The sequence below is a fragment of the Streptomyces sp. NPDC018693 genome, assembly GCF_044391385.1.
Taxonomy (GTDB): Bacteria; Actinomycetota; Actinomycetes; order Streptomycetales; family Streptomycetaceae; genus Streptomyces.
The window spans coordinates 88,648-113,342 of sequence record NZ_JBIRZZ010000003.1; the positions used below are offsets into that span (position 1 = coordinate 88,648).

20 protein-coding genes are annotated in these 24,695 nt (G+C 72.2%); 18 read left to right on the forward strand and 2 right to left on the reverse strand.

Annotated features, from left to right (window positions below; genetic code table 11):
- The first annotated feature begins 308 nt into the window (after positions 1-308).
- The 9 genes from ACH5AC_RS08730 to ACH5AC_RS08770 all read left to right on the forward strand — a co-directional run bounded on the left by ACH5AC_RS08730 (position 309) and on the right by ACH5AC_RS08770 (position 11,335).
- Entirely contained in the window at positions 309-827 is a 519-nt protein-coding gene (locus tag ACH5AC_RS08730; RefSeq protein WP_398861001.1) for a PT domain-containing protein, read from the forward strand.
- A 151-nt stretch (positions 828-978) separates the two neighbouring features.
- Positions 979-2,358, forward strand: a complete 1,380-nt coding sequence (locus ACH5AC_RS08735) for a nitrate/nitrite transporter (RefSeq protein ID WP_398861002.1) — start codon at positions 979-981, stop codon at positions 2,356-2,358.
- 141 nt (positions 2,359-2,499) lie between these two features.
- Positions 2,500-3,651, forward strand: a complete 1,152-nt coding sequence (locus tag ACH5AC_RS08740) for a uroporphyrinogen-III synthase (protein WP_398861004.1) — start codon at positions 2,500-2,502, stop codon at positions 3,649-3,651.
- Between the two features lie 119 nt (positions 3,652-3,770).
- On the forward strand, positions 3,771-4,373 hold the full coding sequence (locus ACH5AC_RS08745) for a CGNR zinc finger domain-containing protein (protein ID WP_398861615.1): 603 nt from the start codon (positions 3,771-3,773) through the stop codon (positions 4,371-4,373).
- Between the two features lie 288 nt (positions 4,374-4,661).
- On the forward strand, positions 4,662-5,183 hold the full coding sequence (locus ACH5AC_RS08750; protein WP_010039908.1) for a sigma-70 family RNA polymerase sigma factor: 522 nt from the start codon (positions 4,662-4,664) through the stop codon (positions 5,181-5,183).
- Between the two features lie 50 nt (positions 5,184-5,233).
- Positions 5,234-6,010, forward strand: a complete 777-nt coding sequence (locus tag ACH5AC_RS08755) for an anti-sigma factor family protein (protein ID WP_398861005.1) — start codon at positions 5,234-5,236, stop codon at positions 6,008-6,010.
- Positions 6,011-6,074: 64 nt separating this feature from the next.
- On the forward strand, positions 6,075-9,011 hold the full coding sequence (locus tag ACH5AC_RS08760; protein WP_398861006.1) for a HelD family protein: 2,937 nt from the start codon (positions 6,075-6,077) through the stop codon (positions 9,009-9,011).
- A 334-nt stretch (positions 9,012-9,345) separates the two neighbouring features.
- Entirely contained in the window at positions 9,346-10,761 is a 1,416-nt protein-coding gene (locus ACH5AC_RS08765) for an NAD-dependent malic enzyme (RefSeq protein WP_398861007.1), read from the forward strand.
- 292 nt (positions 10,762-11,053) lie between these two features.
- Complete coding sequence (locus ACH5AC_RS08770) at positions 11,054-11,335, forward strand: HU family DNA-binding protein (protein WP_004000874.1); 282 nt, start codon at positions 11,054-11,056, stop codon at positions 11,333-11,335.
- Positions 11,336-11,522: 187 nt separating this feature from the next.
- Here ACH5AC_RS08770 and murA read toward each other — a convergent pair whose 3' ends face one another.
- A complete protein-coding gene (gene murA, locus ACH5AC_RS08775) occupies positions 11,523-12,863 on the reverse strand; it encodes a UDP-N-acetylglucosamine 1-carboxyvinyltransferase (protein ID WP_398861009.1) in 1,341 nt (446 codons plus the stop codon).
- A gap of 243 nt (positions 12,864-13,106) precedes the next feature.
- On the opposite strand from murA, the gene ACH5AC_RS08780 reads away from it, so the two are divergent.
- From ACH5AC_RS08780 to ACH5AC_RS08805, 6 genes are all read left to right on the forward strand, one after another.
- Positions 13,107-13,679, forward strand: coding sequence for a YqgE/AlgH family protein (locus tag ACH5AC_RS08780; RefSeq protein ID WP_398861010.1), 573 nt, complete (start codon positions 13,107-13,109; stop codon positions 13,677-13,679).
- A 51-nt stretch (positions 13,680-13,730) separates the two neighbouring features.
- Positions 13,731-14,027, forward strand: a complete 297-nt coding sequence (locus ACH5AC_RS08785) for a DUF3039 domain-containing protein (RefSeq protein WP_398861011.1) — start codon at positions 13,731-13,733, stop codon at positions 14,025-14,027.
- A gap of 126 nt (positions 14,028-14,153) precedes the next feature.
- Positions 14,154-15,800: a beta-N-acetylhexosaminidase gene (locus ACH5AC_RS08790; protein WP_398861012.1), complete on the forward strand. Its 1,647-nt coding sequence runs from the start codon at positions 14,154-14,156 to the stop codon at positions 15,798-15,800.
- A 278-nt stretch (positions 15,801-16,078) separates the two neighbouring features.
- The gene (locus ACH5AC_RS08795; protein ID WP_398861013.1) at positions 16,079-16,972 is read left to right on the forward strand and encodes an FAD binding domain-containing protein; all 894 of its coding nucleotides are present in this window, start codon (positions 16,079-16,081) and stop codon (positions 16,970-16,972) included.
- The gene (locus ACH5AC_RS08800) at positions 16,969-18,939 is read left to right on the forward strand and encodes a 2Fe-2S iron-sulfur cluster-binding protein (RefSeq protein ID WP_398861014.1); all 1,971 of its coding nucleotides are present in this window, start codon (positions 16,969-16,971) and stop codon (positions 18,937-18,939) included. Before ACH5AC_RS08795 ends, ACH5AC_RS08800 begins: the two co-directional genes overlap by 4 nt.
- On the forward strand, positions 18,936-21,245 hold the full coding sequence (locus tag ACH5AC_RS08805) for a xanthine dehydrogenase family protein molybdopterin-binding subunit (protein WP_398861015.1): 2,310 nt from the start codon (positions 18,936-18,938) through the stop codon (positions 21,243-21,245). The genes ACH5AC_RS08800 and ACH5AC_RS08805 overlap by 4 nt, the downstream gene beginning before the upstream one ends.
- Positions 21,246-21,297: 52 nt before the next feature.
- Here ACH5AC_RS08805 and ACH5AC_RS08810 read toward each other — a convergent pair whose 3' ends face one another.
- Positions 21,298-22,290, reverse strand: coding sequence for a helix-turn-helix domain-containing protein (locus ACH5AC_RS08810; protein ID WP_398861016.1), 993 nt, complete (start codon positions 22,288-22,290; stop codon positions 21,298-21,300).
- A gap of 164 nt (positions 22,291-22,454) precedes the next feature.
- On the opposite strand from ACH5AC_RS08810, the gene ACH5AC_RS08815 reads away from it, so the two are divergent.
- The 3 genes from ACH5AC_RS08815 (at position 22,455) to ACH5AC_RS08825 (ending at position 24,690) form a co-directional block, all read left to right on the forward strand.
- Complete coding sequence (locus tag ACH5AC_RS08815; RefSeq protein WP_398861017.1) at positions 22,455-22,850, forward strand: peptidoglycan-binding protein; 396 nt, start codon at positions 22,455-22,457, stop codon at positions 22,848-22,850.
- 76 nt (positions 22,851-22,926) lie between these two features.
- Positions 22,927-23,235, forward strand: a complete 309-nt coding sequence (locus tag ACH5AC_RS08820) for a beta-Ig-H3/fasciclin (RefSeq protein WP_398861018.1) — start codon at positions 22,927-22,929, stop codon at positions 23,233-23,235.
- Positions 23,236-23,508: 273 nt separating this feature from the next.
- Positions 23,509-24,690 carry an SUKH-4 family immunity protein gene (locus ACH5AC_RS08825; RefSeq protein ID WP_398861019.1) on the forward strand — a complete coding sequence of 394 codons (1,182 nt, stop codon included), beginning with the start codon at positions 23,509-23,511 and terminating at the stop codon, positions 24,688-24,690.
- The last annotated feature ends 5 nt before the right edge of the window (positions 24,691-24,695 follow it).

Sequence of the window (24,695 nt, forward strand, 5' to 3'; positions counted from 1 at the left end):
ACCCAGCGATGACGCAGCCTCCCGCGCAGCCGCCGCAGGATGGACAGGGCCCTGGACACGGGTACGGCTATGGAGGTGGGCCGGGGCCGTACGGGCCGCCGCCTCAGGGGGCGGGTGCGGGGCAGCAGCCGAATCCGTACGGGGCGTCTTCGGGATATGGGCAGCCCACGGCGCCGATACCCGGGCCGTACGGGGCCCCGCCCGCGGGCTACGGTGCGCAGCCCCCGTACGGTTACGGCGGTGCCCCCTACCCGCCCCCGCCCCCCACCCGGAAGCGTCGTACCGGGCTGATCATCGGCGGTGCCGTCGTGGCCCTCGTACTGGTCGTGGGCGGCGTGGTCCTGGCGACGAAGGGCGGGGACGATGGCGGCGTGCAGAGTGACAGCACCGTGTCCGCCTCGCCGACCGCTTCGGAGAGCGCGAGCGGCGAGCCGACCGACGAGCCCAGCAGTGAGCCCTCCGACGAGCCGATCGACGAGCCCTCCGACGAGCCCTCCGACGACCCCCTCGACGCCCCCGGTCCCGCCCCCGCCACAGGCTTCGTCGGGCAGTGGCGGGAAACCGGCGGGGTGCTGCTCACCGTGGGGGAGAAGTACGCCTCCGGCGAGTACGCGGGGAAGCATCACGTCAACATCATCGGGAGTGAGGAGGGGATCCTCGTCGGCATCGGCGCTGATGTCAGTGGCGGAGCCTTCCGGATCGCGGTGGCGCCGTACGGCAGTGAGGACAAGGGCGAACTGCGGGCGGGGACCTGCACCCGCGTCGGCGACGCCGTGAAGATCGCCTGGGACAAGGGCGGCACCGACACCCTGGACTGGGTCGGCTAGCGGCGCCCACCTCTCACCCGCCCTCCGCCCGAGGTGAGAGCAAAGTTCCCTTCCGGTCACCCACAGCCACAGGGCGGAAACGCGCTCTCCCTACCTTCGGGACTCAGCCACCCCAGCGCGACTGAGCCCCGGAGAACCGTGGAGGCCCGAGATGACAGCCCCGACCACCACCAGCCAGCCCCATAAGGGGTCCCGCTGGATCGAGCACTGGGACCCGGAGGACGAGACCTTCTGGAACACCACCGGTGAGAAGATCGCCCGCCGGAACCTCCTCTTCTCCATCCTCTCCGAGCACATCGGGTTCTCCGTGTGGACCCTGTGGTCGGTGATGGTGCTGTTCATGGGCCCCGAGTACGGGCTCACCCCCGCCGACAAGTTCTTCCTGGTGTCGATGGCGACGCTGGTCGGCTCCCTCGTCCGGGTGCCGTACACCTTCGCCGTCGCCCTCTTCGGCGGACGGAACTGGACCATCGTCTCGGCCGGCCTGCTGCTCGTACCGACGGTCGCGGCGTTCATCGTGATGGAGCCGGGGACCTCGTACTCCACCTTCCTGGTCTGCGCCCTGCTGGCCGGTGTCGGCGGCGGCAACTTCGCCTCCTCCATGACCAACATCAACGCCTTCTTCCCGCTGCGGAAGAAGGGCTGGGCACTCGGCCTGAACGCCGGCGGCGGCAACATCGGCGTGCCCGTGATGCAGCTGGTCGCCCTCGCGGTGATCGGCGCCAGCGGCGGCCCGCGCGTGCTGCTGGGGATCTACATCCCGTTCATCGTGGTCGCCGCCGTCCTCGCCGCGCTCTACATGGACAACCTCGCGACCATGAAGAACGACACCGGTGCCGCGAAGGACGCCGTGCGGGAGGGCCACACCTGGATCATGTCCTTCCTCTACATCGGCACCTTCGGCTCCTTCATCGGCTACAGCTTCGCGTTCGGTCTCGTCCTGCAGACCCAGTTCGGCCGTACGCCGCTGCAGGCCGCGTACGTCACCTTCATCGGCCCGCTGCTCGGCTCGCTGATCCGCCCGGTCGGCGGCTGGCTCGCCGACCGCTACGGCGGCGCGAAGATCACCCTGTGGAACTACGTCGCCATGGCCGCCGCCACCGGCGTCATCATCGTCGCGAGCATGCAGGCGTCGCTGCCGCTGTTCACCGTCGCCTTCATCGCCCTGTTCGTGCTGACCGGGCTCGGTAACGGGTCGACGTACAAGATGATCCCCGGCATCTTCCAGACCAAGGCGCTCGCCAAGGGGCTCACCGGTGAGGAGGCCGCGGCCTACGGGCGCCGGCTGTCCGGTGCCTCCATGGGGCTCATCGGGGCCGTGGGCGCGCTCGGCGGCCTCGGCATCAACCTCGCCTTCCGCCAGTCCTTCCTCACCGCGGGCACCGGAACCGGCGCCTTCGTCGCCTTCCTCGCCTTCTACGGGGTCTGCTTCGCGGTCACTTGGGCCGTATACCTTCGCCGCCCGGCCACCGCACCCCAGGCCACTTCCGCCACAGAGGCGAAGCCGCAGCTCAGCTATGCCGAGGTGTGACGTAACACCGGCGACATGAAGCCGATCCGAGCCTGTCACGCACCGTTGACAGGCTCGATCGGCATGTGGGTACCGCCTGTACCTCCTGCTGCACCTCCTGCAGTACCTGCAGCAACACGACTCGAGTGCGGGACGAGAGTTATGTACGACGAACAACAGCGACCGGAACACGGACCCCTGGCGGGGTTCACCGTGGGCGTGACGGCCGCACGCCGGGCCGACGAACTGGGTGCGCTCCTCCAGCGGCGCGGTGCGGCCGTCCTGCACGCGCCCGCCCTGCGCATCGTGCCGCTCGCGGACGACGGCGAGCTGCTCGCGGCCACCAAGGACCTCATCGACCAGGCGCCGGATGTCGTGGTCGCCACCACCGCGATCGGTTTCCGCGGGTGGGTCGAGGCCGCCGACGGCTGGGGGCTGGGCGAGGCGCTCCTCGACCGGCTGCGCACGGTGGAGCTGCTGGCACGCGGCCCCAAGGTCAAGGGCGCCATCCGGGCAGCCGGGCTGACCGAGGAGTGGTCGCCGTCGAGCGAGTCCATGGCCGAGGTGCTCGACCGGCTGCTCGGCGAGGGCGTCGCCGGCCGCCGGGTCGCCGTACAGCTGCACGGGGAGCCGCTGCCCGGCTTCGTGGAGGCGCTGCGGGAGGGCGGCGCCGAGGTCGTGGGCGTGCCCGTGTACCGGTGGATGCCGCCGGAGGACATCGGGCCGGTGGACCGGCTGCTGGACGCGACGGTCTCCCGCGGCCTGGACGCGGTGACCTTCACCAGCGCGCCCGCCGCCGCCTCCCTGCTCTCCCGCGCGGAGGAGCGCGGCCTGCTGCCCGAGCTGCTCTCCGCCCTCCACCACGACGTCCTGCCGGCCTGCGTCGGGCCGGTGACCGCCCTGCCGTTGCAGGCGCGCGGCGTGGACACGGTCCAGCCGGAGCGCTTCCGGCTCGGCCCGCTGGTACAACTGCTCTGCCAGGAGCTGCCCGGCCGGGCCCGGTCGCTGCCCATCGCCGGGCACCAGGTGGAGATCCGGGGCCACGCGGTGCTGGTGGACGGCGCCCTGAAACCCGTACCCCCCGCCGGGATGTCCCTGATGCGGGCGCTGTCCCGGCGGCCGGGGTGGGTGGTGCCGCGCGCCGACCTGCTGCGGGCGCTGCCGGGCGCCGGCCGTGACGAGCACGCCGTGGAGACGGCGATGGCCCGGCTGCGTACGGCCCTGGGGGCGCCGAAGCTGATCCAGACGGTGGTGAAGCGGGGCTACCGGCTGGCGCTGGACCCGGCGGCGGACGCCAAGTACGCCGACGCCTGACGGCCGCGGCCCTGAGGGGTTACGGGAGCGGGAGCGGGCAGGCACTGTGGGAGAGGTCTGCCCTTACGGGGTGCTCCTCGGAGCACTGCTCCTACCTAGGCGGTGACGGGCGCATGGCACTGGCACTGGGTGCGGCCACGGGACGGTACGAGCTTCGGTTCGACACCGGGCGGGTCTGTCTGGATCTGCTGGCGACCGCGCATCCCGTCGAACGGCTCGACTCCACAGGCCCGTTGCGCGCCTGGATCATCGGCAGCGGCCTCGTCCCGGAAGGGACGCCGCTGGCGGCGGCGGACGGTTCGTGGCTGGTCGGCTTCCGGGAACTGCGCGGGCAGATCGGGCAGTTGACGTACGGCCGGCTCGGTGGCCGTGACCCGTACGGGCCCGCGCTCGCCCGCGTCAACGACCTCGCCCGTGCCGCTCCCCCCGCCCCCCGCGCCGTACGTGCCGAGGACGGCACCCTCGTACGGGAGTTGGACGCGCCGCCGGACTGTCCCGGGCTGCTCGCCGCGGTCGCGCGGGACGCGATCGCGCTGCTGACCGATCCGGTCGCGCGGGCGGGGCTGCGGCAGTGCTCGGGGGACAACTGCCGGATCGTGTACGTCGACACGTCACGGGGGCGGCGCAGGCGCTGGTGCTCCAGCGAAGTGTGCGGCAACCGGGAGCGCGTGGCCCGCCATCGGCGTCGTACGGCCGTCACAACGGGCGCTCTGCCGAAGTGATTTCGATAACACTCCGTTTCCGCGCGGCGGTTCGCGGGCAGCCCGGCTGATCCCGGCCGATCTTGTCGATGTGGCGGAATTGTAAAGACAATGGTGGGGGAATGTGCGCTCATGTCCCCCCTCTTCGCGCCACCTCGAAGAAATCCGCCGCTTCGGTTTGAACGCTCAACGCCCCCTCTGCGTACGGGTGGAGGAGCGACCGACTGGGGGAACCCCCGGACACCGGAGGTGGGCGTGCGCAAGGATGCGGCCGTGGCCAATGAACGTGGAACGAGGGCCCGACATCGCATGTCCCAGCCCTCGGAACCTGACGAGGAGCTGATGCGTGCGCTCTATCGCGAGCACGCCGGACCCCTCCTTGCGTATGTCCTTCGCCTGGTTGCCGGAGACCGGCAGCGCGCCGAGGACGTCGTGCAGGAAACACTCATCCGTGCCTGGAAGAACGCCGGCCAGCTCAATCGAGCGACCGGATCGGTACGCCCCTGGCTGGTGACGGTCGCGCGCCGCATCGTCATCGACGGCCACCGCAGCCGGCAGGCCCGGCCGCAGGAGGTCGACCCGTCGCCGCTGGAGGTCATCCCCGCGGAGGACGAGATCGACAAGGCGCTTTGGTTGATGACGCTGTCGGACGCGCTGGACGACCTGACCCCGGCCCACCGGGAAGTGCTCGTCGAGACGTACTTCAAAGGGCGTACGGTCAATGAGGCGGCCGAGACGCTGGGCATCCCCAGTGGCACCGTCCGCTCACGGGTGTTCTACGCCCTGCGGTCGATGAAGCTGGCGCTGGAGGAGCGGGGGGTGACGGCGTGATGAGTATGTACGGGGGATACGGCACGGGTGGTTCGGGTATGTCAGGCCCCATGCAGGGAGCTGTGCAGGGATCTCCGAGCCCGAGCGAACACGAGACCGTCGGCGCCTACGCCCTCGGGATCCTCGACGACGCCGAGGCAACCGCTTTCGAGGCGCATCTCGCGGGCTGCGAGTGGTGCGCCCAGCAACTCGACGAGCTCGCCGGGATGGAGCCGATGCTCGCCGCCCTCGCGGACCTGCCGGGCTCCGGCACGCCCTCGATCGGCGAGTCCCTGTCCGCCAAACCGGGGCCCCGGCTGGTGGAGCGGCTCGTCGACGAGGTGTCCGAACGCCGTGCGCTCAAGCGCCGCCGCTCCTTCTACATGATCGCGGCCTCGGTCGCGATGATCATCGCGGGCCCGCTGACCGCGATGGCGGTGAGCGGCGGCGACGGCGGCACGCCGCAGCAGCCGCGGGTGTTCGCCAGCTCGGCCAAGGACGTCTTCGACGGGATGCCCGACAGGGTCACCGGCACCGACCCGACCACCGAGGTCAGCGGGACCGTGGCCACCCAGTCGAAGCCGTGGGGCACCGAGGTCGTACTGGAGCTGAAGAACGTCAAGGGCCCGGAGCGGTGCTCGCTCATCGCCGTCGGCAAGAACGGCGAACGCGACACCTCCAGCTCCTGGACCGTCCCGGAGTGGGGCTACGGCATCCCCGGCGCCACCAGCGAACAGGGCAAGAACCCCCTCTACATCCAGGGCGGCACGTCCTTCGACACCAACGAGATCGACCACTACGAAGTCATGACCTTCGACGGCAAGAAGCTGCTGGAGATCGACGCGTAACTTCCGCGCACGGGTCCCCTTCGCGTACGGTTGACGGCTGCCCAGCACGTCAGAAGGGGGCCCGGTGGCCGCTCAGGCTCAACAGGATGCCGCGCTCGACACGGCCCAGGACTCGCTCCGGGACCGGGAGATCAGCGTCGAACAGCAACACCTCGACCGGGTCTACCGGCGCCTCGAGGAGAAGATCCACGAGGCCGAGTTCCTGATGAACGACGCGGCCCAGCGCGGCCAGGTCGGCACGCCCGGCGCGCTCGCCGAGCGGGACGCGCAGGTCTTCCGGGCGGGCGTCCACCTCAACCGGCTGAACAACGAGTTCGAGGACTTCCTCTTCGGCCGGATCGACCTGCTCCTCGGCAAGGACGGCAAGAAGGGGCCCGACGGCGCCTACACCGCCGTGGAGCCGGCCGAGGGCGCGGTCCGCGACGACGGTACGGCCGACATCGCCGAGACCCTGCACATCGGGCGGATCGGTGTCCTCGACGAGGACTACGCCCCGCTGGTCATCGACTGGCGGGCGCCGGCCGCCGCGCCCTTCTACCGCTCCACCCCCGTCGACCCCGGCCGGGTCGTCCGCCGCCGCGTGATCCGCTCCAAGGGCCGCCGGGTGCTCGGTGTCGAGGACGACCTGATGCGCCCCGAACTGAAGGCGCGGCTCGACGGCCACGACCTGCCCGTCATCGGCGACGGCGCCCTCATGGCCGCCCTCGGCCAGGCCCGCACCCACACCATGCGGGACATCGTCGCCTCCATCCAGGCCGAGCAGGACCTCGTGATCCGCGCCCCCGCCGCCTCCGTCACCTATGTCGAGGGCGGCCCGGGCACGGGCAAGACGGCGGTGGCCCTGCACCGCGCCGCCTACCTCCTCTACCAGGACCGGCGCCGCTACGCGGGTGGCATCCTCATCGTCTCCCCGACCCCGCTGCTGGTGGCGTACACCGAAGGCGTCCTGCCCTCCCTCGGCGAAGAGGGCCAGGTAGCCATCCGCGCCATCGGCTCCCTCGTCGACGGCATCGAGGCCACCCTCTACGACTCCCCTGCCACCGCCCGCGCCAAGGGCTCCTCCCGCATGCTGAAGGTCCTGCGCAAGGCCGCGCGGGGGGCGCTGGAGCTGGGACCGGGTGCCGGCGGTGGGCCCAGCGGGGCTGGGCGCGCTGGTTCGGCCGGTGGTGCGGGCTCGGTGGGCGGCGGGGACTCGGCGGGGCGCCGGGGCGTCGGCGCGATGTCCGGGGCGCGCAGGGGTTCCGGCGGTGCTGTGGGTTCCTCGGCTGCCGGGGGTGCCGGGGGGACCGGTGCCGGCGGTGGGGCGAGCGGGGCTGGGGGTGCTGGTTCGGCCGGTGGTGCGGGCTCGGTGGGCGGCGGGGACTCGGCGGGGCGCCGGGGCGTGGGCGGTGCTGGGGGTTCCTTGGTTGCTGGGGGTTCCGCGGGTGCCGGTGGTGGGGCGAGCGGGGGTGAGGGCTTGCGAGTGGGTGAGGGCTCGGGTGCTGCCAGGACCGCGGGCCGGGATGCCGCGGCAAGCCCGGCCGCGACGCCGGACACGGTCGAGCAGCTGGCCTTCGGTGATGGCGGCTCCGGTGCGGCTGTCCCCGCTGGGCAGACTTCCTTCGGCGATGGCTCGTCCGGCGCGCGGGGTGCCACGGGTCAGCTCGGCTTCGGTGACGACTCGCCCAGCACGTCCGGGGCCACCGGTCGGCTCCCCTTCGGCGACGAGGGCCCCGCTCCCGCCCCCGCCGGTCCTCCCACCCGGCTGCGGGTCGTCGCCTTCGGGCGGCGGCTGGAGCTGGAGCGGGATGTGCTGGAACGTATCCGCCGGACCGCGCTCGGCGGGACCGCGCCGGTGAACCTGCTGCGGCCCCGGGCGCGCAGGCTGCTGCTGGACGCCCTGTGGGAGCAGTCCGGCGCGGGCTCCCGGCACACCGACCCGGAGCTGGCCGCCGAACTGCGGTCGTCGTTCGACGAGGACGTGACCGGGGAGGACGCGTTCACCGCGTTCCTCGACGCCTGGTGGCCCGAGCTGACGCCGAAGGACGTCCTCGCCGCCATGGCCGACGAGCGGCGGCTCGGACGGTGGGCGCGGCGGATCCTCAACCCGGGCGAGGTGCGCAGGGTGGCCCGTTCGCTGCGGCGCGACGGGTACTCCGTGCACGACATCGCGCTCCTCGACGAGCTCCAGGCCATCCTCGGCACCCCGGCCCGCCCGAAGAAGCGGCGCGAACTGGATCCGCTGGACCAGCTCACCGGTCTGGAGGAACTGATGCCCGTGCGCGAGGAGTCACAGCGTGAGCGGGCCGAGCGGCTGGCCGCCGAGCGCACCGAGTACGCGCATGTGATCGTCGACGAGGCCCAGGACCTGACGCCGATGCAGTGGCGGATGGTGGGCCGCAGGGGGCGGCACGCCACCTGGACGGTCGTCGGCGACCCCGCCCAGTCCTCCTGGTCCGACCCGGACGAGGCCGCCGAGGCCCGCGACGAGGCCCTCGGCACCCGCCCGCGCCGCCGCTTCCAGCTCACCGTCAACTACCGCAACCCGGCCGAGATCGCCGACCTGGCCGCCAAGGTGCTCGCCCTGGCCATGCCCGGCGCCGAGTCCCCGTCCGCCGTACGGTCCACGGGGGTCGTCCCCCGCTTCAGCGTCGTCAACGAAGTAACGCCGTCAGGCACACGGGACTCCCTCGCCGCGACCGTGCGCGCCGAGGCCGCCCGGCTGCTGGACCAGGTCGACGGCACGGTCGGCGTCGTCGTCGCGATGAACCGCCGTGAGGAGGCCCGCCGCTGGCTGGCCGGGCTCGGTGACCGGGTGGTGGCCCTCGGCAGCCTGGAGGCCAAGGGCCTGGAGTACGACGCGACCGTGGTGGTCTCGCCCGCCGAGATCGCCGACGAGTCCCCGGCCGGCCTGCGCGTCCTCTACGTCGCGCTGACCCGGGCCACCCAGCAGCTGACCGTCGTCTCGGGCGACCGCGACGAGCCGGACGCGTCCGGAGTACCGGATCTGCTCCGGGACTGACCTGACGGATTCCGCTGAAGGCGCCGTACGGGAATGGCCGTACGGGATCCGTTTGTTAGCCTGGGTACGGCACCGGCTCGATCCAAGCCCCCGGGCCCAACCTTTGTCGCTACGAGCGACCACTTGCCGCGAGGCGAGCATGGCGGGTCGGTGTCATGAACGGAGCCGAAGAGGCCCACGTCAGTGTGTGACGTGGGCCTCTTCGCATGCGAAGACGTGGCGAACAATACGTTCGCAATCCAGGCCGGGCTTACTCCTACTCATCAGTAGGTGCGACGATCGGACGGCATACCAAGCGATACCCAGCGTCACACGGTGAAAGAGGAAGTCGGCCATGGCAACGGCGCCCAGCGTCTCCTACTCGATGACGATCCGGCTGGAGGTGCCCGCCGGCGGAACGGCGGTCTCCCAGCTCACCACCGCCGTCGAGTCCCACGGAGGCTCCGTCACGGGCCTCGACGTCACCGCCTCCGGCCACGAGAAGCTCCGTATCGACGTCACCATCGCGGCCTCCTCCACCGCCCACGCCGACGAGATCGTCGAGCAGCTGCGCACCATCGAGGGCATCACCGTCGGCAAGGTCTCCGACCGTACGTTCCTGATGCACCTCGGCGGCAAGATCGAGATGGCGTCGAAGCACCCCATCCGCAACCGTGACGACCTGTCCATGGTCTACACGCCGGGCGTGGCCCGCGTCTGCATGGCGATCGCCGAGAACCCCGAGGACGCCCGCCGCCTCACCATCAAGCGCAACTCCGTTGCGGTCGTGACGGACGGGTCGGCGGTGCTGGGACTGGGCAACATCGGCCCGAAGGCCGCGCTGCCCGTGATGGAGGGCAAGGCGGCGCTGTTCAAGCGGTTCGCCGGGATCGACGCCTGGCCGATCTGCCTGGACACCCAGGACACCGACGCGATCGTCGAGATCGTCAAGGCCATCGCCCCCGGGTTCGCCGGCATCAACCTGGAGGACATCTCCGCGCCGCGCTGCTTCGAGATCGAGGCCCGGCTGCGTGAGGCCCTCGACATCCCCGTCTTCCACGACGACCAGCACGGCACCGCCATCGTCGTACTGGCGGCCCTGACGAACGCCCTGCGCGTGGTGAACAAGGGCATCGGCGACGTCCGCGTCGTCATGTCCGGCGCCGGCGCGGCCGGCACCGCCATCCTCAAGCTGCTGCTCGCGGCGGGCGTGAAGAACGCCGTCGTCGCCGACATCCACGGCGTCGTGCACGCCGGCCGCGAGGACCTGGTGGACGCCCCCGCCGACTCCGCGCTGCGCTGGATCGCCGACAACACCAACCCGGAGAACCTCACCGGCACCCTCAAGGAGGCCGTGCGCGGCGCCGACGTCTTCATCGGCGTCTCCGCGCCCAACGTGATCGACGGCGGTGACGTGGCCGCCATGGCCGAGGACTCCATTGTGTTCGCGCTCGCGAACCCCGACCCCGAGGTCGAGCCCGCGGTGGCCCGGCAGACCGCCGCCGTGGTGGCCACCGGCCGCTCCGACTTCCCGAACCAGATCAACAACGTGCTGGTCTTCCCGGGCGTCTTCCGCGGCCTGCTGGACGCCCAGTCCCGCACCGTCAACACCGACATGATGCTCGCGGCCGCGAAGGCCCTGGCGGACGTCGTCACCGAGGACGAGCTCAACCCGAACTACATCATCCCCAGCGTCTTCAACGACAAGGTCGCGGGCGCCGTGGCCGGCGCGGTGCGGGAGGCGGCGAAGGCGGCCGGGGCCACTGTCTGACCCCTCCGCGGGCCGTCCGTGGCTGTGAGGATCACCACGGCGGGCCGGGAAACCGGCGCGTCGTGGAACCCCGTACGCTCGGCCGCACTCTATGGTGGGCGGCCGAGCAGGTGCTTTTCGTGTGACTCCCTAGGGTGTTCTCACGACCCCCCAAGGGTGCCGGATTGGCTTTCCCGCCGCAGGTGGGGGCAGGATGCGTCCCTGGGCGCGAGCGCATCGGCATCGCAGTGCCTACTATGCGGCTCCGCCGCGTGGGGCGCCCCAACGGCAAGAAGAACACGGGAGTAAGAACATGAACCGCAGTGAGCTGGTGGCCGCGCTGGCCGACCGCGCCGAGGTGACCCGCAAGGACGCCGACGCCGTGCTGGCCGCGTTCGCCGAGGTCGTCGGCGACATCGTCTCCAAGGGCGACGAGAAGGTCACCATCCCCGGCTTCCTGACCTTCGAGCGCACCCACCGTGCCGCTCGCACCGCTCGCAACCCGCAGACCGGGGACCCGATCCAGATTCCGGCCGGTTACAGCGTGAAGGTGTCGGCGGGCAGCAAGCTCAAGGAAGCGGCCAAGGGTAAGTAAGGGCGCATCAGCGCCGCTGCGGCTTGGCGCCGTGGGCGGCTGAGGGCTGGTTTGTGGCTGGTCGCGCCCGCGCGGCGGAGCCGCAGACTGACACAGCCCCGCGCCCCTTTCAGCGGCGCTGCAGTAAACGTCGATGGGGCGGTCACCGGAGTCCGGTGACCGCCCCATCGACGTATGCGCGTAGCTGCTACCCGAGGGCCTTGCCCGGGAGTTCCACCTTCGCACCCAGCTCCATGAGCTTCTCCATGAAGTTCTCGTAGCCGCGGTTGATGAGGTCGATGCCGTGGACGCGGGACGTGCCCTGGGCCGCGAGGGCGGCGATGAGGTACGAGAAGCCGCCGCGCAGGTCGGGGATGACCAGGTCGGCGCCCTGCAGCTTGGTGGGTCCGGAGACGACCGCGGAGTGCAGGAAGTTGCGCTGGCCGAAGCGGCAGTCGGAGCCGCCCAGGCACTCGCGGTAGAGCTGGATGTGGGCGCCCATCTGGTTCAGCGCGGAGGTGAAGCCGAGGCGGGACTCGTAGACCGTCTCGTGGATGATGGACAGGCCCGTCGCCTGCGTCAGGGCGACCACCAGGGGCTGCTGCCAGTCCGTCTGGAAGCCGGGGTGGACGTCCGTCTCCAGGGCGATCGACTTCAGCTGGCCGCCGGGGTGCCAGAAGCGGATGCCCTCGTCGTCTATCTCGAAGGCACCGCCCACCTTCCGGTAGGTGTTCAGGAACGTCATCATCGAGCGCTGCTGGGCGCCACGGACGTAGATGTTGCCCTCGGTCGCCAGCGCCGCGGACGCCCAGGAGGCGGCCTCCAGGCGGTCCGGGAGGGCGCGGTGGGTGTAACCGCCGAGCTTGTCCACACCGGTGATGCGGATGGTGCGGTCGGTGTCCATCGCGATGATGGCGCCCATCTTCTGCAGGACGCAGATGAGGTCCTCGATCTCCGGCTCGACGGCCGCGTTCGAGAGCTCGGTGACGCCCTCGGCGAGGACGGCCGTCAGCAGCACCTGCTCGGTCGCGCCCACCGACGGGTACGGCAGTCGGATCTTCGTGCCGCGGAGCCGACGCGGGGCCTCCAGGTACTGGCCGTCCGCCCGCTTCTCGATCTTCGCGCCGAACTGGCGCAGCACCTCGAAGTGGAAGTCGATCGGCCGGCCGCCGATGTCACAGCCGCCCAGGCCCGGGATGAACGCGTGGCCGAGGCGGTGCAGCAGCGGACCGCAGAACAGGATCGGGATGCGGCTGGAGCCGGCGTGGGCGTCGATGTCGGCGACGTTCGCGCTCTCGACGTAGGTCGGGTCGAGCACCAGCTCGCCCGGCTCCTCGCCCGGACGGACCGTCACACCGTGCAGTTGCAGCAGGCCGCGTACGACCCGCACGTCACGGATGTCCGGAACGTTGCGCAGCCGACTCGGCGCACTGCCCAGCAGGGCGGCGACCATGGCCTTCGGTACGAGGTTCTTCGCACCGCGGACACGGATCTCGCCCTCCAGCGGGGTGCCGCCGTGGACAAGCAGGACATCGTCGTTGACGGTCATGTATCTCGCGTTCCGTGGAGTGGAGCAGGGGCCAGAGGAGAAACAGAGTAATGGCCGTGCGGCCCCCTGAAGTAAGCGAAGAGGGCGCGCGACCCGTCATGGCTGTGTCACAACACGAGCCGCTGCCGACCGGGCACAAGGGGTCACCGGAGCCAGGCGCGCCCCGGTCAGCCCTGACCTGCCTTCCCTCCCGTGCGGGCATTGCCTCCCCACACGCGGGGAAGATGCGGGATCATGTCTGGCATGACCGAGGTGTCCTCGCTCACAGGGCGGCTGCTCGTGGCAACGCCCGCCCTGGCGGACCCGAACTTCGACCGTGCGGTGGTGCTCCTTCTCGACCACGACGAGGAGGGCTCGCTCGGTGTCGTCCTCAACCGCCCCACCCCGGTGGACGTGGGCGACATCCTGGAGGGCTGGGCGGACCTCACCGGCGAACCCGGCGTCGTGTTCCAGGGCGGCCCGGTCTCCCTCGACTCGGCGCTCGGCGTGGCGGTGATCCCCGGCGGCGGCACGGGCGAGCGCGATCCGCTCGGCTGGCGCCGGGTGCACGGCGCGATCGGGCTGGTCGACCTGGAGGCCCCGCCCGAGCTGTTCGCCGCCGCCCTCGGCTCCCTGCGGATCTTCGCCGGATACGCCGGCTGGGGCCCCGGTCAGCTGGAGGACGAGCTGGTGGAGGGCGCCTGGTACGTCGTCGAGTCCGAGCCCGGCGATGTCTCCTCCCCGTCCCCCGAGAGACTCTGGCGTGAGGTGCTGCGCCGCCAGCGCAACGAGCTGGCGATGGTGGCCACGTACCCGGACGACCCTTCGCTGAACTGATGACGCCCCTTCGGGCAACTGATTCGGATGGGCTTCAGTACGCTTGGCGGTATGAGCACTCTCGAGCCCGAGCGCGGAACCGGTACGGGGACCCTCGTAGAGCCGACGCCACAGGTGTCGCACGGCGATGGTGACCACGAGCGCTTCGCCCACTACGTCCAGAAGGACAAGATCATGGCGAGCGCCCTCGACGGGACGCCCGTCGTGGCGCTGTGCGGCAAGGTCTGGGTGCCCGGCCGCGACCCGAAGAAGTACCCCGTGTGCCCCATGTGCAAGGAGATCTACGAGTCCATGGGCTCCGGTGGCGACGACAAGGGCAAGGGCGGCAAGGGCGACGGCAAGAAGTAGCCGTTCCTTTCGTCCCCTTTCATCTCTTTCGTCTGCTGTGTCTTACGGCCTCCGGGGCGCGCTGTCGTGGCGCGCCCCGGAGGTCTTCGTGCCGTCCGCCTGTTCAGCCCGGCCCGGGGGAGCGACGTGAGCGAACCGAGCGATCTGATTCCGGCACCGCGCACGATCGAGGGGCCCCTGCCGGGCGGGGCGGTGGTGGACGACTCCACCACGCTGTGGGCCGCGCCCGGCACGCAGACCACGGAGCGCTGGCTGCGCGCCACGCTCGGCGCCGCCCTCGGCATGCCGCTGCGGCCCGGCCCGCGGGGCGCCCGCGACTCCATACAGCTGCTGCTGGACGACAGGCTGGGGCCCGAGGCGTACCGGCTGACCGCCACCGCCGCCCGGGGCATCGAGATCCGCGGCGGGGACGCGGCCGGTGTCTTCCGGGGCGCGCAGACCCTGCGTCAGCTCCTCGGCCCGGAGGCGTTCCGCCGCGCCCCCGTACGGCCCGGCATCCGCTACGGCATCCCGCACCAGGTCATCGAGGACGCGCCCCGCTTTCGCCGGCGCGGGCTGCTCCTCGACGTGGCCCGGCACTTCATGCCCAAGGACGGTGTGCTGCGCTACCTGGACCTGATGGCCGCGCACAAACTCAACGTGCTCCACCTGCACCTGACGGACGACCAGGGCTGGCGGGTGGAGATCCGGCGCTATCCGCGGCTGACGGAGGTGGGGAGTTGGCGGCCGCGGACCAAGGTCGGACACCGGGCCTCACCGCTGTGGGACGAGCGGCCCCACGGCGGCTACTACACCCAGGACGACCTGCGCGAGATCGTCGCCTACGCCGCCGAGCGGCATATCGCCGTGGTGCCCGAGATCGACGTACCGGGCCATTCGCAGGCCGCCATCGCCGCGTATCCGGAACTCGGCAACACCGATGTCATCGACACCACCGCCCTCACCGTCTGGGACAACTGGGGAATCAGCCCCAACGTACTCGCCCCCACTGACACCACCCTGCGCTTCTACGAGAACGTCTTCGAGGAGATCCTGGAACTCTTCCCGGGTGAGTTCGTGCACATCGGCGGTGACGAGTGCCCCAAGGACCAGTGGCGGGCCTCGCCCGCCGCGCAGGCCCGCATCAAGGAGCTCGGGCTGGCGGACGAGGACGAACTGCAGGCGTGGTTCGTCCGGCACTTCGACGCGTGGCTCTGCGCGCGCGGGCGGCGGCTGATCGGCTGGGACGAGATCCTGGAGGGCGGGACTCTGGAGGGCGGGCTCGCGCCCGGTGCCGCCGTGTCCTCCTGGCGGGGTTACGCGGGCGGGATCGCCGCCGCGCGGGCCGGGCACGACGTCGTCATGTGCCCCGAGGAGCACGTGTACTTGGACCACCGGCAGGCCGACGGCGACGACGAGCCCGTCCCCATCGGCCATGTGCGCACCCTGGAGGACGTCTACCGCTTCGAGCCCGTGCCGCCGGACCTCACGGAGGAACAGGCCCGCCATGTGCTGGGCACGCAGGCCAACGTCTGGACCGAGGTGACGGAGGACCACGCGCGCGTGGACTACCAGACCTTCCCCAGGCTCGCCGCCTTCGCGGAGGTGGCGTGGAGCGACCTGCCGGCGCCCGAGGAACGGGACTTCGCCGACTTCGAGCGGCGGATGACCGCGCACTACGCGCGCCTTGACGCGCTCGGTGTCGGCTACCGCCCGCCGGACGGGCCGAAGCCGTGGCAGAAGCGGCCGGGGGTGCTGGGGCGGCCGAAGCAGGGGCCGCCGCCCGAGCGGTAGGTGCCGGAGCGGTCGGGTGCGCGGAGGTCGTACTACAGGTCCCGAACAGGCACTGGAAAAACCCCGGCAGGGTCACCGAAGAGTGGCAATTCGCACGGACCGGTGATGCCGTGCGAAATCGGACCATCTCCCCGGTGAGGTGGGCGAATGCCTCCTAGCGGACCCCCGTCTTCGGGTGTCGCGAAGATGTGCCAGAGTTGCCACGTCCGCCCTGTCAGCACGTACCGTACGGCGCAACAGGTGGGACCAGGTGGGGCAGCGGGAAGGGGCAGCCGGTTTTGACCACGCACGCACCGCAGGCGGCGCAGGCCGTCACGCTGCCCACGACACTGGACGAGGCCGTGGCGGCCCTCGCGGCCATGCCCGCCGCCGTGCCCGTCGCGGGCGGCACCGATCTGATGGCCGCCGTCAACTCCGGGCAGCTCAGACCCGCCGCCCTGGTCGGACTCGGCCGCATCAGCGAGATCCGCGGCTGGCAGTACCAGGACGGACACGCCCTGCTCGGCGCCGGTCTCACGCACGCGCGTATGGGCCGCCCCGACTTCGCCGCCCTCATCCCCGCGCTGGCCGCCGCCGCCCGCGCCGCCGGACCGCCGCACATCCGCAACGCGGGCACCCTGGGCGGCAACATCGCCTCGGCGGCTCCCACCGGCGACGCGCTGCCCGTGCTGGCCGCCCTGGAGGCGACCCTGATCATCGCGGGCCCGAACGGCGCCCGCCGGGAGATCCCCGTCTCGCACCTGCTGGCCGGCATGGAAGGGCTGCGCGCCGGCGAACTCATCGGATACGTGCGCGTGCCGCTGCTGCACGCCCCCCAGGTCTTCCTCAAGGCCACCGGCCGCACCGGCCCCGGGCGCGCCGTCGCCTCCGTCGCGCTCGTCCTGGACCCCGCCCGGCGCGGGGTGCGGTGCGCGGTCGGCGCCATAGCGCCCATGCCGCTGCGGCCGCTGGACGCCGAGCAGTGGGTCGCCCGGCTCATCGACTGGGACAACAGCCGCACCATCGTCCCCGAGGCACTGACCGCCTTCGGGGAGTACGTCGCCGCGGCCTGCATCCCCGACCAGCCCCCGGCGGAGGACGGCTCCGTGGCGGAGCTGCCGCCCGCCGTACTGCACCTGCGGCGCACCGTCGCCGCGCTGGCCCGACGAGCACTGGGGAGGGCGCTGTCGTGACCGACGACCAGCACGGACAGCATGGGCGGGAGGGCCGGCCGGGCCGGCCCGGTCAGCCGGGTCAGCCGGGCCAGGGCACACCGCCGCCGAGCGGTGGCCGCTGGGACCCGCTGCCCCAGGGCGACTACGACGACGGCGCCACCGCCTTCGTGGAGCTCCCCGAGGGCGGCATCGACGCCCTGCTCTCCGGGGACAGCCCGCTCGCGGCGCCCGGCCACGGGTATGTGCCGCCGCAGATAACGGTGGCCCCCGCCCCGTCCGGCGCGACCGACCCGGCGGCGGCCGCCACGGGCTCGTGGGCGATGCCGGCGGGCGGCGCGGAGTGGCCCGAGCCCGCCGGCGCCGCGGGGCAGCCCACCGGTGACGACCGCTTCACGTACAACCCCGGCGCCACCGGGCAGTGGACCTTCGAGGAGCCCGCCGCATCGGCATCCCCGCCCGGCCAGGACGTGACCGGGCAGTGGTCCATCCCCGTCGCCGGGGGTGACCTTCCGGACGAATCCGGCGAGTTCACCACTTCCTCCCTGATCGACCAGTGGGGCGGCACCCCGCCGGCCACGCTGCCGGGCGGCGCACCGGCACCGTGGGCCACCGGGGCCTCCGGTCGGCCGTGGGGGCAGGAACCCGTGGCCGAGCAGGGGCCGGGCGGTGAGTACGGCGGTGGTGAGTACGGCGGCGGTGACGCCGGTGCCGAGGAAGGCCACGCGGGCGCGTACGGCGGTGAGCAGGGCTTGGCGCCGGGGCACCCCGGACATCTCGGGCACCCCGGGGAGCCGCCGCACGCGGGTGACTCGCTGGGCGCCGGCGGGGCACAGCACGCAGGCGAGGCACAGCACCCGGGCGGCCCGGATCACGGGGCCGCGCCGCACGGCATGGGAGAGCAGCGCTCCGGCGTGCCTCACTCGACCGGCGACGCGCCGCAGCCTGCCGGCGAGGGGCACCAGGAGCCGCCGTACCCGGCCGCTGCCGCGCCCCCGGCGCCCGAGCCGTCGTACGAGCCCGCCCCCGCCGCCGTAGAGGCCGTCCAGCACGCCCCCGGGGACGCTGAGGCCCCTCGGGCGGACGACGACGTACGCGGGCCCCGAGAGGCCGCCGAGGAGGCTCACGGGGCCGCCGAGACCGCCGCCACGACGGGAACCGCGGAGACCCCGGAGACCGCGGAGGCCACGCCCGACACCGCCCACGCGCGCGTGCCGGACACCACGGACGGCGCGGACAGCACGGACGCGCCCCCAGCCGACGCCCCGCAGGACCCCGCTTCCCCCGAGGGCACCGCGACCGAGGCGGCCGACCCGCGCGCGGGCCAGGCGGATCAGGGTGCCGCCGACGTCCCGGCGCCCCTCGCCGACGAGCACCCCCTCGCCTCGTACGTCCTGCGCGTGAACGGCTCCGACCGCCCCGTCACCGACGCCTGGATCGGCGAGTCGCTGCTCTACGTGCTGCGTGAGCGGCTCGGGCTGGCCGGTGCGAAGGACGGCTGCTCGCAGGGCGAGTGCGGGGCCTGCAACGTGCAGGTGGACGGCCGTCTGGTCGCGTCCTGCCTGGTCCCGGCGGTCACCACGGCCGGCAGCGAGGTCCGTACCGTGGAGGGCCTGGCCGCCGACGGGCAGCCGTCGGACGTACAGCGGGCGCTCGCCCGGTGCGGCGCGGTGCAGTGCGGCTTCTGCGTGCCGGGCATGGCGATGACCCTGCACGACCTGCTGGAGGGCAACCCGGCGCCGACCGAGCTGGAGACCCGCCAGGCGCTGTGCGGCAACCTGTGCCGCTGCTCCGGCTACCGGGGCGTCCTGCGGGCCGTCAAGGAGGTCGTCGCCGAGCGGGAGACACAGCACACGGCGGCCGGCGAGGGCGAACAGGACGGCGACGAGGTGCGTATCCCCCACCAGGGCGGACCCTCGGTCTTCGAGGCGCCCGGCGCCATGGAGGCGCCCGACCAGTCGTACGGAACGGACGGAGGCCAGGCGTGAGCAACGAAGCCGCCACCGCGACGACCGCGGCGGAGGCCGCCCCGGCCCCCGAGTCGCTCCCGCACGGGCTCGGCTCCTCCCTGCCGCCCGCCGACGCCCGCGCCAAGACCGAGGGCACCTTCCCGTACGCGGCGGACCTGTGGGCCGAGGGCCTGCTCTGGGCGGCGGTGCTGCGCTCGCCGCACCCGCACGCGCGCATTGTGTCCATCGACACGTCCCACGCGCGTGAGATGCCCGGCGTACGGGCCGTCATCACCCACGAGGACGTGCCTGGCAGCGCGCTGCACGGGCGTGGCACGGCGGACCGCCCGGTGTTCGCCTCCGACGTCGTACGCCACCACGGTGAGCCCATCGCCGCCGTCGCCGCCGACCACCCGGACACCGCGCGGATGGCGGCGGCCGCCGTCATCGTCGAGTACGAGGTCCTCGACCCGGTCACCGACCCCGAGCAGGCGTTCGAGGCCGAGCCGCTGCACCCCGACGGCAATCTGATCCGGCACATCCCGCTGCGGCACGGCGACCCGGCGGCGGCCGCCGAGATCGTCGTCGAGGGCCTGTACCGCATCGGCCGCCAGGACCCGGCCCCCATCGGCGCCGAGGCGGGTCTCGCCGTGCCCCGTCCCGACGGCGGGGTGGAGCTGTACCTGGCCTCCACCGACCCGCACACCGACCGCGACACGGCCGCGGCCGTCTACGGTCTGCCGCCCGAGCACGTGAAGATCGTGGTCACCGGCGTGCCGGGCGCGACGGCCGACCGTGAGGACCAGGGCTTCCAACTCCCGCTGGGTCTGCTGGCCTTGCGGACCGGCTGCCCGGTGAAGCTGACGGCGACCCGCGAGGAGTCCTTCCTCGGCCACGTCCACCGCCACCCCACCCTGCTGCGCTACCGCCACCACGCGGACACCGAGGGCCGGCTGGTGAAGGTCGAGGCGCAGATCCTGCTGGACGCGGGCGCGTACGCCGACACCTCGGCGGAGGCGCTCGCCGCCGCGGTCTCCTTCGCCTGCGGCCCGTACGTCGTCCCGAACGCCTTCATCGAGGGCTGGGCCGTACGCACCAACAACCCGCCCTCCGGCCATGTGCGCGGCGAGGGCGCGATGCAGGTGTGCGCCGCCTACGAGGCGCAGATGGACAAGCTGGCGAAGAAACTCGCCCTGGATCCGGCCGAGCTGAGGCTGCGGAATGTGCTGGCGACGGGAGACGTGCTCCCGACGGGCCAGACGGTGACCTGCCCGGCGCCGGTCGCGGAACTGCTCCAGGCCGTACGGGACTTCCCCCTGCCGCCCCTCCCCAAGGACACGCCCGAGGAGGAGTGGCTGCTGCCCGGCGGCCCCGAGGGCGCGGGTGAACCGGGCGCGGTGCGCCGGGGCGTGGGCTACGGGCTGGGCATGGTGCACATGCTCGGCGCGGAGGGCGCGGACGAGGTCTCCACGGCGACCGTGAAGGTCCAGGACGGGGTCGCGACCGTGCTGTGCGCGGCCGTCGAGACCGGGCAGGGCTTCAGCACGCTGGCCCGCCAGATCGTCCAGGAGATCCTCGGGATCGACGAGGTGCACGTCGCGCCCGTGGACACCGACCAGCCCCCCGCGGGCGCCGGCTGCCGGGGCCGCCACACCTGGGTCTCCGGCGGTGCGGTGGAGCGCGCGGCGAAGATGGTCCGCACGCAGTTGTTGCAGCCCCTGGCCCACAAGTTCGGCATGTCGACCGAGCTGCTGCAGATCACGGACGGCAAGATCACGTCGTACGACGGCGTCCTGTCGACCACGGTCACCGAGGAGATGCACGGCAAGGAGCTGTGGGCGACGGCCCAGTGCCGCCCCCACCCCACCGAGCCGCTCGACGAGTCCGGCCAGGGCGACGCCTTCGTGGGCCTCGCCTTCTGCGCGATCCGCGCGGTGGTCGACGTCGACATCGAGCTGGGCTCGGTACGGGTGGTGGAGCTGGCGGTCGCCCAGGACGTGGGCCGGATCCTGAACCCGACCCAGCTGGCGGCCCGTATCGAGGCGGGTGTCACCCAGGGCGTGGGCATCGCGCTCACCGAGAACCTGCGCACCGCGCGCGGGGTGATCCGCCATCCCGACCTGACGGGTTACGCCCTCCCCACGGCCCTGGACGTACCGGACATCCAGATCGTGAAGCTGGTGGAGGAGCGGGACGTGGTGGCCCCCTTCGGCGCGAAGGCGGTCAGCGCGGTACCGGTGGTGACCTCCCCGGCGGCCGTCGCCTCCGCCGTACGAGCCGCGACCGGCCGCCCGGTCAACCGCCTCCCGATCCGCCCGCAGGCGGCGGTGGTGACGGCGCGGTGACGGCTTCCGGGTGAACGGGGCTGCCCTCCTCCTCGCAAGCGGCCTCGGCCGCTCAATTCCTGGCCGCGTCGAACACGAAGACCTGCCCCACGTCCTCACCCGAGCAAGGCAGTTGGAGGAGCTCCGCCCAGGGATCTCGCGATCCGTCGCGGATGCCGAGGCACAGGTCGGTGTGCTGGGGGCGCAGTCGGAAACCGCGAGCCGGGTGGGTGGTCCGTTCCAGGTCGAAAGCCTCGGCGTCGCCTCGCTCGCCGCACACCGCGTTCTCCATTGACGCGCCGATCGCGTGGTCCTGCCCTCGCACGCCCATGCAGCCGAGGCCGAACTCCGGGTGGTCGGTGGCTATGCGCCAGCTGCCGTTGTCCGCGGCTTCCAGTGAGAAGCGAGGAATCGTGTTCGTGCAGGAGGCTTGGAAGACCCGCCCATGATCCGTGCCGGCCTTCTCGGTGAGACATAGCCCGGAGTGGGCGACACGGACCCTGTAGGGCCCGGGCTTCGGAAGCTGCGATGCGTCGGTGGATGCGGACACGGTCGGCGACGCGTTCTCTCCCGCTCGGGGGCGTTCGTCGTCGCCCGTGACCTGAAGGCCGACGATCACCCCGGCCAGGGTGATCACCAACGCCGCCAGGACGGCGATCACGACACCGGAGCGCGGCCGTCGACGGTGGGTGAACGACCCTGGCGCGGACCGCGGCGCGGTCGTCGCGTCGTCGTCCTTCCGCAGCAGTACCTCCGGCTCGGCACGCGCGCGGGCGCCCTGGGAAGAGGCGATGTGCTTGTACACGGTCAGCCACTCCGTCGTCTCTGCCGGGGAGCAGCCGCAGGCGCGTACGAACGTCAGTGTCTGGTCCTCGTTCGGCAGGACCGGCCGCTGCAGCATGTTCGCCACGGTGCTGCGCGGAAGGACTCTCCCCAGCGCCTCGCTCCGGGTCTCCAACTGCCGGTAGGTCACGCCGGACCACTCCTTCAGCGCGCGCAACAGCGCCACGTACTCCGTCGCGTCGCTGGCTGTCGCCGGGTCCGGTGGAAGGGACCGCTCCCCCATGTACCGCTGCCTCCTTGTGTCCCGGTCACCAGCAAAGCCGCACGTCATCCAGCCTGTCGTGTCCGGGACATGTCTCGGACGACGTTCACCCTTGTTGTCCGCCTCGGGGCACGGCAAGAGTCATTCGCGCCAAAGGAATCGCACCCCAGAAGCAGGAGACGGTGATGAGACGAAGGCTCGGAATGGCCGTGGCAGCAGTCACGTTGGGAGCGGCCGGGGCGCTCTCGGTGCCCGCGGTGGGGACGGCGACCGCCGCACCGGCGACATGGGCCTCGGAGGTGAGCACCGTGAGGTGCCGGCTCGTGGACTTCGTCGGCTGGTACTGCGGATACCACATCCAGAACACCTACGCCGACCGCGGCGACCGCGGAGCGAAGGTCAAGGAGATCCAGGCGCTTCTCGTCCTCAAGGGATTCTCCGTGGGCTCTTCAGGCGTGGACGGTGTCTTCGGAGCCGGCACCGAGCGGGCCGTCGAGCGCTTCCAGAGGTCCAGGGGGATCGGTGTGGACGGCATCGTCGGCCCGACCACCTGGTCCTACCTGCGCACGCCGAGCGCGTAGACCATCCGCCGTGTCCCCACCGCTCACGCCTGTGCGAGCGGACCCTACGACCAAGAGATCCAAGGAGTGCGTGATCATGTTTCTTCGCAAGACACTCGCGGCTGCTGCCGCTGTCACAGCGGCGGCCGGCGGTCTCTCCGTGGCCGCGGCTCCCGTGGCTCACGCAGCCGGCGGCACCGCTCCGGCCTGCATCATGCGGTACGTGCACGGCGCGGACGACGGCTCCCTGAAGGTGCACCTCACCAACTACTGCCAGCGGACGATGCGGGTTCAGGTCGTCATAGCCTCGGGCACGGACAGCCCCTGCTACGTCATGCCGGACAGGTCCGTCAAGGTGTACACGTACTGGGGCCTCGGCTCGTACGAGCGCACGGCCGTCTGCTGACGGCGGACCCCGGCGGTACGGCGGTGAGCGGCCCCGCCTGCCGGACGGGCTCGGCCGGCCCGTCCGGCAGGCGGGGCGTCTGCGGTGGCCACTTCGCGCTGTGGTGGAGGTGATTCCGCCGGGACGGGAACGCGCGCGGGTGGTCTGACGTCTTCATTGCAGGGGCCGTTGGTGTTCACGGGTGTTCGGGGGCCGTTGTCAGTGGTGGCGCGTAGTGTTTCGGGCAGTGGGACAGCCTGCCCGGGACGGGTGAACTTCATGCACGGGGGAGCGATGACCAGCACCGACATGGCCGGTACGAACGTGATCACGCTGACCGAGGCCGACCTCGACCCGTTCGTCACCCACCCCCCGACGCGCCGCTGGCTGACCGGTCCCGGACTGCCGGGCGTCGGCGGTCTGGTGACGTTCGAGGCGCTGCGCGTGGACGGTCTGCGCAGGGTCGCGGACGCCACGGCCGATCACCCGACGGACCGTCTGCCCGCGCAGCTGCGCGACCAGTTGGTGATAGGCGGGCTGATCGGCGTCGAGGGCCCGCAGACCGAGTCGGTGCTGCTGGACGGCGCGACCGGCGAGGTCACCACCACGTACTTCTTCCACGACCGCCCCGACCTGATGGACCGCCGCCCGCTCGCGCCGTCCCTGGAGAAGCTGGTCCGGTTCGCCACGGCGGCCGACGAGCTGGCGGCGCTGCGCGGCCAGTTCGCGGCGTACGCGGGCCGGTTCGGCCCCGAGGTGGTGGACAGGGCGTCGGCGCAGCTCCTCGCGCTGTACGAGGCGGGTGCGGAGGGTGACGTGCCGCCGTTCTGGCGCCTGACCGCCGTCATCCGCCCGCTGGCGCTCATGGCCGGCCCGGGCACCCGCTCCGAGCTGGCCCTGGACCTCCCGCCTCGCCTCCTGGACGAGGAGTTCGGTGTCCGCGCGATCGTCCGCTTCGAGGACGTCGACTTCCCGTCCACGCTCACGCACGAGCCGACCCGCCGCTTCCTGCGGGAGGTCGGGCTGCCCGAGGAGTGCGTCTGGTTCTCCCTGGACACCGACGCCCCGCTGCCGACCCTCGCCGAGCACTACTGCGACGACCCGACCGTCGAACTCCCGCCCCGGGCCGACACCTTGATCCGCCTCGGCCACCTGCTGGAGGACACCGGCCTGGTCGTGGACGGCGCGACCGGCGCGGTCCTCGCCTGGAGCGAACCCGAGGCCGTCCTGCGCCCCCTCAACGCCGACGTCTCCACCCTCGCCTTCACTCTCTGGCTGATCCACCGCGAGCGCTCCCTCGACGCTCTCCACGACCTCACCGAGACCTACGACCAACTCGCCGACACCATGACCCGCACCCTCGCCACGGTCGACCGCATAGCCTGCGACCCGACCCCGACCAGCCCGACGGACGACGGCTGGCGCTACTGGCCGGGCATGTTCGAGGACGAGGCGGGGGGCGGGCTGTACGCTTGACGGTG